The sequence below is a fragment of the Oceanospirillum sediminis genome (assembly GCF_014164585.1).
Lineage (GTDB): Bacteria > Pseudomonadota > Gammaproteobacteria > Pseudomonadales > Halomonadaceae > Oceanospirillum > Oceanospirillum sediminis.
This window is the reverse complement of the sequence record NZ_JACJFM010000030.1, coordinates 1-12,833: the sequence shown is the minus strand read 5'-3', so window position 1 is coordinate 12,833 and position 12,833 is coordinate 1. Positions and strand designations below refer to the sequence as shown.

Sequence of the window (12,833 nt, the reverse complement as noted above, 5' to 3'; positions counted from 1 at the left end):
ATACTTTTACTATCCCCCTCCTTTTCTGATTCTGCTGAGTTTATCATCCTATGGAATATGATTTTATCCGTGAAAAAACAGGCCAGTACTCTATTGAGCTATCCATGGGACACGAAGCTCTGGCGAACTGGATTAATACCGAAATTACCGATAATCAGGCACAGGTTGAGCAAATTCTGACCACTATTCATGATCTGAAAAGCAAGCTTATCAGAGAAAAAAGCATTATCGGAAAAGAGTATTCACTTTATCTGACAATGGAAGATGCTGAGGTTATGGCTAATAGCCTGCATTTTCAGACTGAGGAGCTGGGGGAGCAATATACAGAAGAAAACCTGTCTGAAGATGAAGATATGAGCCGGTCAATTTGTGGCACAGACGATTTACAATATTTACTGGAAGAGTGGCTGGATTTTATTCGGCATCATTAAACTAAAGGCACATAAGATTATTGCCTTCGGGATGGTAAATGCGATCCCGGTGATTGCTATTTACCATCCCCTATAAGAGGTTAAGTGCTCCGTTCACTCCGTTTTTAAACCGGGTTTCAGGAAGTTGCTATAGACGGAAGCGGGACAGTTTCTGCTCTATTTCATCTGCAACGTGTTTCAGGTCTTCACTAGCGGCGACACTGGTGTCACTTTGTATACGGGTGTGATCTGATAGTCTCTTGATATTATGCAAACTCTGGGTGACGGTCTCAGCAACCGCTGCCTGTTGCTCGGCTGCAGCAGCAATGTTGTTACCCATATCTGAAATATGGGCCATGTAGTCACTGATTTCAGTAAGAGAATCTCTGGCCTGAATCGTACGTTCCCGGCTTTCCTGAGAAGCATCGTTACTGGTTTCTATGGCTGATACAGCCTGAGTGATTTTGTTCTGTAACCGTTCAACCAGTTGAGATATCTCTGATGTTGCATTCTGAGTCCTGCCTGCCAGAGTGCGTACTTCATCGGCAACCACCGCAAAACCACGCCCGGATTCACCTGCCCTGGCCGCTTCAATTGCAGCATTCAATGCCAGCAGATTGGTTTGTTCGGCTACCTCGCTGATGGTCACTATAAATTCACTGATATTATTACTTTCCTGAGACACTTCTTTAATCAGGTCAGAGGCTTTCTGCATCTCTGCTGCCAGAAAATCAATGGTCATGTGAATAGCTTCAGATGCTTGCTGTCCACTGGTTGCTTTATCCTGCCCCTGCAAAGTGGTATTGGCCGATTCCCGAGCGTTATCAGCTACATCTGCCGTTGTCGCAGCCATCTCCTCCATAGCACAGACAACCTGCTGGGTTTCCAGTGATTGCTGGTCAACGGCTTCTTCTGTATTACTGCTGGCTTGTTGTACCTGGCTGACATTTTGTTTCAGGGAATAAGATGCCTGACTCAGCTGGCTGACCAGATCTGTTAGCCCCTGATGCATGCTGATTGTGCCCTGGCGAAGTAACAGAATCTCATTACTGCAATCCCGAGAAACATCGACGGGCGGTAAGTTAATATTGAGTTGTCCCTGGCCAATTGTCACCAGGTCCTGAGTCACTTTATTCAGTGGTGCCAAACGACGATACAGCATAACAGCACAGACTGCGATAATGATCAGGGTGCTGACAGCCATCAGAATGATCATCATATTTCTGAGCAGAATACTGGTTTCGGCAAACTCATCACTGAAGCTGCCCAGCAGGACAATCCAGTTCCAGCCCTCAACGTGATGGAAAGCGGCAATTTTTTCTCTGGCAACATTATTTTTATCTTGCCAGCTGTAGTGAATCAAACCGTCTTTTTGCTCCAGCACAATACGAAAAGGCAAAGTACCATCAGCTGCTTTGACATCCTGAAGTTTTGCACCTTCAATTTTCGGATGCATTAACACAGTGCCTTCCTGTTTATGACCTTTGCCTGCAAGTACAGTGGCGTAACCGGTTTCACCTACTGTCATTCTGGCCAGGGTCTGTTTCAGCTCTGTCAGTCCCTGAGTCAGATCAAAACCAATATAAAGCACTGCGATGGTCGTTCCGTCTTTCTGGACCGGACGATAGATGGTCATATAGTCACGGCCAAACAGGTGAGCGACGCCATGATACGTTTGACCAGCGATCAGTTTTTTATAACCGGGGTGACCTGTACCCAGTAGGGTACCAAAGGCCCTGTCCCCATTTTCTTTTTTCAGCGATGTGCTGATACGAAGAAAGTCATCTCCATGACGGGCAAAGACAGTAGCCGTTCCTCCGGTCATTCGGGTAAATTCGTCAGGCTTTGAAAAGTCGCCATTAATAATACCTTTTTCGTCAGTCAGTGCTCTGGTTTGATAGTTAGCGACGGATACAGTCTTATTTGAAGGTGAGACTCCCTGAGGAAACATGTTGAAGAAAATATCAGATAATCTTTTGGCATTATTAAAGCTGTCCTGGTAATAGAAGCCCAGCAGATCAGATACCAGCTGGCTCTGTTGTTTTAATCCGGCTTCAGCTTCTGTTTCCAGATTGTTTTTTGCTTCTCTGGTCAGAAAGAGGGTCATAGCAGTGCTGGCCAGGATCATCAGTATAGAGATGACAATCGTTAGCTGTGCAGCAAGAGACTTATTCTGGAATGAGTTAACCATAGGCACTGTACCCGTTGTTATTAATATTCAGGAATTACTCTTTATTGAGTATAGGAATAAGCGTATAGAGAATAAACGAGTCTATTTGCATGTATTTATTGAAGTTTTGATCTTAATCAAATGAATACAATACGTAAAATAATAGCAAAAATAAGGCCGGATTTTTTTTGGGAGAATAATGACCAATAAGGAGGAATAATAACAGTTAAGGAGTGATTTTAACTTTTTTGAGACAAAATAGGTCAAAGTTGAATCTTGTATTCTTGATAGTGTGACTTTTTTGCAATTTCAGTATGGTTTAAGTTCGTTTGTATTTATGATGAGTCAACTATTTTTTATAGTATAGAAGGCGTTGAATGGCGGTGCCGCAGACTTGATGGTGTCAGTCTGATCTCCAGGTTGGTAAAAAGCCATTTTGACAATGGCTTTTACCAGAGTTCCCGGAGATCAGTCTTTTAGTTCTTCAGTCCTTGCTGTTTTTTAAAACCGGATGTCGGTGAAGGTTGATATCCAGTTGTTGATAAGCAATCTTGATCTGGTGTTCTTTAAATGCCCGTTCGACAGCCTGGTTTATCTCATGGGTGACGGTAAGCCGATCATCCATGCTGCTGACAAATAGGCGTAACTCCAGATTCAGCGTGCTGGGACCAAAATTCATAAAGAAGGCATTAGGCTCAGGATCTTCAAGCACCTTAGGATTTTCTTTTGCCACATTCAATAGCAGGTTTTTAGCCAGTTCTGTATCTGAACCATGAGCAATGCCGACAGAAATAATGACACGGGTAATCGGGTCTGTCAGGGACCAGTTGATCAGCTGATCGGTGACAAAATTTTTGTTTGGAATAATGATCTCTTTTCTATCCCAGTCTGCAATCGTTGTGGCTCTGATCTGAATGCGGGTGACAGTACCTGAATATTGGCCAATGGTGACGGTGTCGCCGATACGGATTGGTTTTTCAAACAGAATAATCAGACCTGATACGAAGTTGGCGACAATTTCCTGTAAACCAAAACCGAGGCCCACACCCAGGGCCGCAACCAGCCACTGTAACTTTGACCAGTCAAGCCCCAGTTGCCCTGTACCTGCAATAATACTGGTCACAATCAATATATAACGGGTAATGGTGGTAATCGCGTAGGAGGTGCCCGGAGATAAAGTCAGGTGGCGCAATAGCATAAGCTCCAGCAGGCCTGGAAGGTTATAGGCCGCCAGAATACATAATCCAATAAGCACTACGCTCATCAGAATGCTTTTCAGTGTGATAGCTTCCGGAATAATACCTTCTGAAGTCGCTACATCATTATTCCAGAGTACAATATTATCCAGTACGTCAAATGCGGGCAGAGCGTTTTTCAGAAAAGCCCATAGCAGCAGAATAAAGATGATTCCGGTGGTGGCTCTTAACAGCACCCGTGCCTGATCCGAGATGGTCTGCAGATCAAGATAGTTTTCATCCAGAGGCGGAACTTCCTCATTTTTTTCTCTGGCTTCCAGTATTTCACTTCGTCTGGCTTTGGCTCTTTCAAAAGCCAGGCGACGCTCTTCAATTAATAGCCAGCGATTACCGAAACGGTAAAAGATGAATGTCAGTATACTGATACCGGACAGTATCATCAGCATCAGCAAAAATGCCTGTCCGGTAAAGGTGTATCCCAGAATTGCCGCGATAATAATTAACAGATAGCTTGCGGCGTAAAAAGCCAGCCATGGACGCAGTTGTAACCACAATGGTGTGCTGGCGGTGCTTTCTGCTGGCAAAGAACGGTAGAGTGATATACAAAATCCACTGATCATCGCTGCTACTGTAATCAGTGCTGCCCGGCCTGCACCTGAGCGCATCATGAGGTTGTCAGATTGTTCCGAGCTGATAATGAGCAGTAGCAGGCTGCCACCGAGCCAGAATACCGGATGTAAAAACTGGCGCAGGCGTCTGCATAAATCAGCAGGCACAGATAAATGTTTATGAAACAAACCATCCGGAACTTTCAGCCAGTAAATTAATGCCAGGTAAATCGCACTGAGTATCGCTGCCGCAGGAGCCAGTTCTGGCAGATTAATCAGCCATAATTCACCGTTCAGTGCACTGTTAAGCAACAGGTATATACCGGCTGGAACAGGCAGAATGACCAGCAATGGCAGCCAGAACATACGGAATGTATGGGAAAAACGATCGTTCACCACGTTGCCAATCTGATTAGCCCATAGCACTTCATCTTTTCTGAGTCCGGGAAACAGCAAAATGGAAATAATGACCAGTAATACCCAGAAAGTGAATTGTTCAGCCCAGTGATCTGAAGAGATAAGATATCCCTGACGGTTATCTGAACGTTCCGCCACAGGAGTTAATGATGCGATAGCCAATGGCAGGCTTTCTGTGACTTCCGCAATCCATTGTGCTGAGATAGCGGGTACGCTGGGAACCCAGAGCAGATGTTGTGAGATAAGATCTTTGCCTTTGCTGACCTGTTCTCTGAACTGTTCTTTCACCGATAACAATTCAGATAGCTCGTTAATTGCCTGACTGATTGCTTCACGGGTTTTGGTTGCGATCGTTTTATAATCTTCTTTTAATGCGTTGAAGCGTATAATTTGCTGTTCATCAAACTGTCGTCCATCTGTTTGCAGGTCTGTGCTGTCGATGGTGAGTTCAGCGCGGGAGATATCCAGTGCCAGCAAACGCAGTTTATTGATCTGCTTCTGAGTAGACAGGGTATCTATACCGGCTTCCAGATGACGTACAAATCGATTCAGCTCCTGGCCCAGTGGCTCCCGGCTTAATTCCGTCTGTAACTGTAATGTGGCATAACTCTGTTGAAACAGATCCAGCTTACGCTCCAGTAATCTGCGTTGTGCCAGCGCCTCTTCACCCTGAGATACTACGGATTGCAGATTCTGACTCAGCTTCTGATTCAGAGTGATTTGTTCGGTAATAGCGGCTGGATTTTCGATGTTTTCAGATTCAGAGCTGGTTTGCTCCAGAGTTTTTTCTGCTTCGGACCGGCGTTTATTCTGTAAAATATCCTGCAGGCTCTGGGTCAGCTGTTGTTGATGCTCCAGTTGGCGGGTCAGCAGCTTGATCTTAATTTGATTCAGTTCGTTCTGACCCGGTAATGTTAGCAGTTCAAACTCCAGTGCCTGAATACGTGCTGTGCGAGCTGCAAATTCCGCCTCATTCAGTGCGCTGTCTCCGCTGCTCTCTGTGCTCTCCTGTTGTTTCAGAGAAGCCAGCTCAGTTCGCAGAGAGATCAGCTTATCGTTACTTTGTTTAACCTGTTGCCGTGCCTGTTTTTCACTTTGTTCAAGCTCCAGTAAACGGGCTTTTTCCAGAGTCAGTTTTTGTTCAAGTTCAGACAGACTGCCTGTGCCTAGTTTTTTCAGATTGATGGAGGCCGCTGGCGCTGATAAACCGCGTTGCAGTTTCTTTATTTCTGCGGGTAAGCGTTCAAGCAGGTTGCGACTTTGTAATGCTTGCTGTTCAAATCGGATTGCATCCTGCCAGGCCTGAATAATTTTCTGATAAAGCTCTTTTTGCCCTTTATCTTCGGGGTTTTCACTGGAAGTATCGAGTTGTTCCAGACGTTGTTTATAGAGGTCTATATTTTCCTGAGGGCTTGCAGATGAAAAAGAAGAAAACAGCAGAAAGGTCAGAAGAAGCAGACTTCTGAAAAGGGTACACATATAAAGAACCTGAATCCTGATATCAGTGGTGGTGTCTCAGACATTTGAACAATTATTTTAAAGCATATGTCTGATATGGCAATGTGCTACTGGTTACAATCGTGTAACTCCTGATATCAGATATGTAGTCTTTGCCTGAAATTTTGTATATCCACTCCCTTTATAATAGCTGGCTGGTTTTATCGGTATTGCAGAGGTGGCGGCCTTAGACCGAATTCACTGAAGATCCGGTTCATCTCCGGTCCACGTAATTGCAGCAATAACGCATTCAGCTCATCAAGAGATACGGGAGAGGATGGCAATACGATAAGCTGTCGCTCATAAGTGTGATCCGGCTCGGGGTTAATATTCAGCAATCGGAATCGCTCGGGGGATGTTTTAGATAACCAGTCCAGCAGGGATTGACTAATAATACCAGTATCTGTTCTGCCATGTTCAACCAGTCTTAACACAGCCAGTTCATCTTTTGTCAGGCGAACATTCTCCATCTGCTCCAGATTACTGGCTTTAAACCCGGCAAATGCGTAATGAAATCCCCTAACCGCAGCGATAGTTACTGTGTTTGCTGCGGAGGATGATTCTTGTAGAGCAGAAGTGGGTTTCTGCTGTTTATGACGCACAAAAAGGTCACTGCCATAAGTCAGCGGGAGACTGCCTTCCCCGCCACGCTTTTTCCAGCCCCAATCAACATCATTGAAAGCAATAATATTGATTTCTGGCCCTTTTTCAGTTTTAAGGAGGCGTTTAACAGGCACCATACGGGGATTGAAAATAAACTTTTTCTGCTTCCTGTTAAGAAAGTCGGTAAAAGCATAAGCCAGGCCCAGCTGTTTTTCTGAATTGATGACAAAGGGAGGCTGAATGGAAGTCAGGCCCACTGTAACGGGAATAGGTTGTTCGTCAGCAAAGACAGCCTGAAAGCCCGGATGCTGTAGCATAAATACAGCGCTAATCAGAAGCAGAAGTTTAGCTTTCATGCAAAACGATACCAAATCATGTCATACAGATATTTTATTTTATCTTGTGTGGCTATGGAATGGGCTCTATATGTGCGTTAATTTGATTTACGTGATATGTATTCAGCTAATTGCAAAAAATGATGCTTTTTATTCAACTGAAATCAGGAATTATACTGATAATCTGCTATTGCCCTGGCAGACCATCAGTATGAAAGACAGCGAGGCTATCTGTTTCTTACGCTATTTTATCTGAGTCATAGGTTTATGCGGGTGCACCAGATTAAAGTCGGCCAGCACAGCATAAGCACAGGGAATCACCAGGAGTACCAGAAGCGTTGAGGTCATCAGACCAAAAACAATGGAGACCACCAGAGGCTGAACCACCTGAGCCTGCAGGCTGGTTTCCAGCAGAAGAGGTAACAATCCGGCGGCCGTTGTGATGGAAGTCAGAAAGACTGCACGGAAACGCTCTTTACTCGCGCTAACGACGGCCTGATGTACGTTGTCTCCCTGATCCACATGAAAGCGGATATACTGCACCAGCAGAATTGAGTCGTTAACGACAATACCGGCCAGAGAGATAAATCCCATCATGGAAGGCATTGACAGATTGTAGCCCAGTAGCAGATGGCCAAAGATCACACCGATTAACGCCATAGGAATGGCAAGCATCACGACAAAAGGCTCCAGATAACTTCTGAACTGGAAGCTGAGAATCGCAAATAAGCCAAACAAACCGACGATAAAGCCTTTTGCAAAGGACTGCCCGGTTTTACTGGTTTCTTCAGCAGAACCTTGCAGACTGACTTTCAGGCCAGGATACCGGCGTTCCAGCTCAGGCTTCATATGCTGAGTAAAGGCATTCAGAATCTCTGTACTATTGGCTTTGTTGTTATCAACATTTCCCATAATGGTAAGGCTGCGCACGCCATCAATACGTTCGATACGAACAAAGGAGCGCTGATAATCGACATGAGCAATGGCTGATAATGGAATCTGAGCCCCATCGGGACGGATAATCGGGAAGTTCATCAGTGCATTCAGATCCCCGGCGGAGGCCTTATTCAAGCGCACTTCTATTTCAATATTCTCAGGGCCCACCTGAATTTCATCGGCAGTCTGTCCCAGAAACGCCCCTCTGAGCTGACTGGCGATCATCAGGCCATCAACGCCATAGCTCTCTGCTCCAGCGGACGGACGGATCAGGACCTCCTGTTTACCCGGGCGCATATCATCCAGCAGGCCTTCTGTGCCACTAAACCCGGCCAGGTAGCTCTGAACCTCAACAGACGCAGCTTTCATCAGTTGTAAGTCCTGATGCTGCAATCTTATTTCAATATCCCGTCCGGCGGGCCCCAGTGAAGGCTGAGTAAATACCATAGATAATGGATGTGCCTGCTCGCCCACCGCCTGACGCCATTGCTGGATAAAGTCATTGATTGAGGTACGGCGTATCTCAGCGGATAACAGATCCAGCCGCACGGTTGCCAGATGAGTACCTTTTTCTCCGGCATCTGTATTGGTGTTAAACAGGGTTGTGACCGACTGCAGTAACGCATCCGGTTCCTGATAATCACGGGAAAACCGACGGGCAACCTGTTCTGCCTGTTGTGTAATGTGATTCACCAGAGCCCGTGTTTCCGACAGTGGCGTGCCAGGTGGAAGGATAATGCGTGCCTCTGCAATATCACCGTCCAGTTCCGGGAAGGGGGCAAACTTTAATGTTCCACCAGCCAGCATTGATATAGCTATCAGTAACAGGCCGATGGTTCCTCCCAGAGTGGCGTAACGCCATTGCACCAGTGCAGAAACGATACGTACCAGATGTTGGGTGCGGAAATGATCAAAGTGTTTCAGAAAGGCCTGCTTCAGGCCACTGTCCGGTTTTTCATCGGCATGGGCACTTAATGAGTGGTGCAGATGATTGGGCAGAATCAGAAATGCTTCCAGCAGGCTGACCGTCAGTACCAGAATCAGCACCATAGGTACGACAGCCAGTACGGCACCCATCTGGCCGTCCAGCCAGAGCAAAGCGCCAAAGATGCTGACGGTTGTCAGAAAGGATGAAATGACACCTGGCAGTACCTTTTTGACACCCAGCACAACGGCCTCATCCACATCATGCCCCCGATCCCGGAATGCTGCTATGGATTCAGCAATCACAATAGCATCGTCCATCATAATACCGATAGCCATCAGCAGAGCGACCAGACTCATCATATTGATAGATAAACCCATCAGGCTCATCAGGAACAGACCGCCCATAAAGGCCACGGGCAACCCGGCAGAAACCCAGAATGAATAACGCAGAGAAAAGAACAGCCACATGCTGAGAAATACCAGAATAATGCCCTGCCAGCCATTTTTTAGCATCATTCCCAGGCGGTCATCCACCAGTGAGGACATATCATTGGTCAGAGTCAGAGTGACTCCATCCGGTGCGGTTAACTGCGCCTGACTGACAAAGTGTTCAATCTGCTCTCTGATTCTGAGGATATCATCTGCTTTGTTTTTCTGAATTTTCAGAACCGCTGCCGGATAGCCATTAAACAGAATAATATCTTCATCGTTTTCAAAGCGGTCTGTAATGGTTGCAATGTCTTTCAGACGTATTACGCCGCCACTTTCACTGGCACTGACAATCAGTTCCGCCAGTTGATCGGCTGTCATTTTCTGTTCATCAAAGCGAACCAGAAGATTCTTATCTTTCAGCTCCAGAGTACCTGCTGGCATTTGCACATTCTGACGGGCGATTTTATCGGCCACATCGGCAATGGTCAGTCCGAAGCGTCTGACATCATCCGGGTTCAGCTCAATGCGAATCTGATGATCCGAAAAGCCCTGAATAGTGACCAGCTTGATGCCTGCCTCGGTTTTAAGTCGCTGCTTTAGCTGCTCGGCATAGGCTTTCAGGTGTGTAAGGTCTGTATCTGCGGTAATAGCAATATCGACAACTGGATCTGCCCAGTTCTGTTCCTGAACAACAGGGGCTTCTGTCTGATCCGGAAAATCCTGAATGGCATTAATTTTAGTCTGAGTGTCCAGCAGCATGCGTTCTATGCTTGCATCACTGGTCAGCTCCATGGTCAGCGTGGCCAGGCTTTCTCTGGCTTCACAGCGCACTTCTTCAATATTACTCAGCCCATCTACTGCATCTTCCATACGTTGACACAGGCTTTGCTCAACGTCTTCCGGCGATGCTCCGGGCCAGACAACAGAGGCAGTGATAACAGGCAGCTGGAACTCGGGAAAGGTTTCGCGCTTAATAGACCCGATGCTGGTAATACCCAACAACAGCAAGGCCATCATCAGCAGGTTTGCAACGGTGGGATGGCGAGCAAAATAAGCGATCATTGTTCTGACTCCTGTGCCTTGCTTTTCTGCTCGCTGGCATCAGAAATGGTTCTGTTTACAGGACGTAGTTTCATGCCCTCAATGGCTGGAATCAGATCATTGACGATCAAACTGCTGCCATCAGGTATTGATGCCCGAATAGCAACACCCTGACTGTTTCTGAACAAAATCCGAACAGGGAGAATAGTTAGTGTTTGATCCGCCGTCATCAGATACAGAGTTTTGCCATGCATAGCTTTCTCCGGAACCAGATAATGGGACTGCTCAGGCCCCTGAATAACAGCAGAGACAAACAGGCCTTTGGTCAGAGGCGGTTGTTCTGGCAGGTTCAGTTGACGATAGTCCTGGTTCACCTCCAGATACAGACCAATTGTTGCGGTATCTGGCGCAATTGTATCGGCAATACGAGTCACACGAGCTGGCCAGCTAAAGCGTTTATCGGCAGAAGAAAAGTGTACTTCTGCGGTGAGTGGTAAGCGGTCAATCGCTGGGAGCTGGCCTTGAGTACCGGTAAAGCCTGAAGCCATTATCAGGCTGCGCATGTTTTCAATCGCCAGCTCTGCCCTGATCTCAACCTGCCCGAGCTTATATGCTTCTATCATGGTTTCATTCAGTGCAACGACCTGATCCTGTTCAATACTAATGGCAGAAATACGGCCATCAAATGGTAGAATGATTCGGGTTTTAGCCAGATTACGACGGGTATCTTCCAGCTGTAACTGATCAACTTTTAACTGTGCCTGAGTGACCCGACGATCATCCGGTAGCAGCTTTAAAGAGTTTTCAATATCCTGAACACGTTTCAGTTGATTAAAATAATTCTGCTCCTGCTGTTCCAGATCGGAATCTGAGATCAGTTTTTTACGGTGCAGATCCCGCATTCTCTTCAGTTCCTGCTTCGTTAACAGCATTTTTTGCTGTTCCAATTTCAGACTGGTGTTCAGATTCTGTTCTTCCTGGTTCATGCGCGCCAGTTTTACCTGAGTCGCATTCAGGCTTGCCTGGGCCTGGGCTTCCTGTAACCGATACTCTGTCGGATCAATCTCTATCAGCAATGTGCCCGCTGTCAGAAAACGGCCATTTTCCAGTTCTGGATTACGATATATCACCCGACCTTTTACTTCTGCTACGGCCCGCCAGTCATGTTTCGGCATAACCCGACCGTAAGCCGTGACTTCGGGAGCGACGGATTGTCGGGTTAAGGGCTGTGTTTCTACCAGAACAGAACGATCTGCCTTCTGTCTGAGTTCAGGTGTTTCACGGGAAGAAACGGCAATAGCCAGCGCCACAACGCCCAATGCTACGCCGACAAAAAAGAGTAAGGATTTTGATTTAATCATTCTGGTGGACCTTATGAGCGGATGCCGTAGCTGGTGTGTCATTGGCAGAAGCAGTAGCGGATGATATATCCATCAAACCAAAACGCAGTAATTGACCGTTTTGTTCTGCCAGAGTATCCAGAAACTCAGGGGTCAGCTGAATATTCAGCTTTTGTTTTAAACGCAGTGGCGCAATAAATGGGAAAATCATCAGGCTGAAAAAGCTCAGGCGGGCGCAGTCGGTATTGACATCATCCCGCAGCAGGCCCTGTTTTTTCATCATTTCAAAAAATAACAACTCTTGTGGGCGAAAAAGATCATCAAAAAAGGCCTGCAAATCCGGGGTGATTTGATCGTCCGGCATATTGCTCAGACTGTACATAAGCCTGGGCCAGTTAGGATAGCGAGCCATCAGCTGGTAGTGAGTCCGTAAAAATCTTTCAGGTGTTGTCAGATCTGTCGAATCCTTAAGGTACAGAATTTTTTCCCTTACAGGACGCAGAGTTTCATTTAACACCGCGATAAATAGCTGCTCTTTGCAACCAAAATAATAGCGAATTAATCCGGGATCTACGGATGCAGACCGGGCAATTCCTCTAATCGATACGTTCTGGTAACCATGACAGGCAAATAGCTCACGAGCAGTATCAATAATCACTTGCCGATTATCAGATTGTGTTACTTTGGTTCTGGTTGTGCTCAGATTCGACTGAACGAAATTATTTGACGCAATGTCTTTTTTTACTGATGTGCTCATGACAAATCCTGAAACAATATTCTGTACAGTGCAGAGAATTTCCCCATCTGAGGAAATTTTAGCCAGAGCTTATAACTGGACAGTGCGAAGTTCTCGATAGTGGAAGCATAAGCTTGACGCCTCTCAAGCTTATGATCTTTTCTTAAACTCACCACAAGTAAAGT

General features: G+C 46.2%; 7 protein-coding genes. 1 reads left to right on the top strand and 6 read right to left on the bottom strand.

All coding sequences use genetic code 11. The annotated features are described in order from the left end of the window. The first annotated feature begins 50 nt into the window (after nucleotides 1-50). Nucleotides 51-431, top strand: coding sequence for a YacL family protein (locus tag H4O21_RS18150; protein ID WP_182810304.1), 381 nt, complete (start codon nucleotides 51-53; stop codon nucleotides 429-431). 127 nt (nucleotides 432-558) lie between these two features. On the opposite strand, the gene H4O21_RS18145 is transcribed toward H4O21_RS18150, so the two are convergent. The 6 genes from H4O21_RS18145 to H4O21_RS18120 form a co-directional block, all read right to left on the bottom strand. Beyond that, on the bottom strand, nucleotides 559-2,601 hold the full coding sequence (locus H4O21_RS18145) for a methyl-accepting chemotaxis protein (RefSeq protein WP_182810303.1): 2,043 nt from the start codon (nucleotides 2,599-2,601) through the stop codon (nucleotides 559-561). Nucleotides 2,602-3,064: 463 nt separating this feature from the next. Further along, on the bottom strand, nucleotides 3,065-6,280 hold the full coding sequence (locus tag H4O21_RS18140) for a mechanosensitive ion channel domain-containing protein (RefSeq protein WP_182810302.1): 3,216 nt from the start codon (nucleotides 6,278-6,280) through the stop codon (nucleotides 3,065-3,067). A 179-nt stretch (nucleotides 6,281-6,459) separates the two neighbouring features. Continuing rightward, a complete protein-coding gene (locus H4O21_RS18135; RefSeq protein WP_182810301.1) occupies nucleotides 6,460-7,257 on the bottom strand; it encodes an ABC transporter substrate-binding protein in 798 nt (265 codons plus the stop codon). A 222-nt stretch (nucleotides 7,258-7,479) separates the two neighbouring features. Then, nucleotides 7,480-10,593 carry an efflux RND transporter permease subunit gene (locus H4O21_RS18130; RefSeq protein ID WP_182810300.1) on the bottom strand — a complete coding sequence of 1,038 codons (3,114 nt, stop codon included), beginning with the start codon at nucleotides 10,591-10,593 and terminating at the stop codon, nucleotides 7,480-7,482. Beyond that, nucleotides 10,590-11,933, bottom strand: coding sequence for an efflux RND transporter periplasmic adaptor subunit (locus tag H4O21_RS18125; RefSeq protein ID WP_182810299.1), 1,344 nt, complete (start codon nucleotides 11,931-11,933; stop codon nucleotides 10,590-10,592). The genes H4O21_RS18130 and H4O21_RS18125 overlap by 4 nt, the downstream gene beginning before the upstream one ends. Beyond that, on the bottom strand, nucleotides 11,926-12,669 hold the full coding sequence (locus H4O21_RS18120) for a TetR/AcrR family transcriptional regulator (RefSeq protein ID WP_182810298.1): 744 nt from the start codon (nucleotides 12,667-12,669) through the stop codon (nucleotides 11,926-11,928). Before H4O21_RS18120 ends, H4O21_RS18125 begins: the two co-directional genes overlap by 8 nt. Nucleotides 12,670-12,833 lie beyond the last annotated feature (164 nt).

Coding starts and splice junctions, on each gene's coding strand:
- H4O21_RS18150 (WP_182810304.1), top strand. CDS start 51: ATGGAATATGATTTTATCCGTGAAAAAACAGGCCAGTACTCTATTGAG.
- H4O21_RS18145 (WP_182810303.1), bottom strand. CDS start 2,601: ATGGTTAACTCATTCCAGAATAAGTCTCTTGCTGCACAGCTAACGATT.
- H4O21_RS18140 (WP_182810302.1), bottom strand. CDS start 6,280: ATGTGTACCCTTTTCAGAAGTCTGCTTCTTCTGACCTTTCTGCTGTTT.
- H4O21_RS18135 (WP_182810301.1), bottom strand. CDS start 7,257: ATGAAAGCTAAACTTCTGCTTCTGATTAGCGCTGTATTTATGCTACAG.
- H4O21_RS18130 (WP_182810300.1), bottom strand. CDS start 10,593: ATGATCGCTTATTTTGCTCGCCATCCCACCGTTGCAAACCTGCTGATG.
- H4O21_RS18125 (WP_182810299.1), bottom strand. CDS start 11,933: ATGATTAAATCAAAATCCTTACTCTTTTTTGTCGGCGTAGCATTGGGC.
- H4O21_RS18120 (WP_182810298.1), bottom strand. CDS start 12,669: ATGAGCACATCAGTAAAAAAAGACATTGCGTCAAATAATTTCGTTCAG.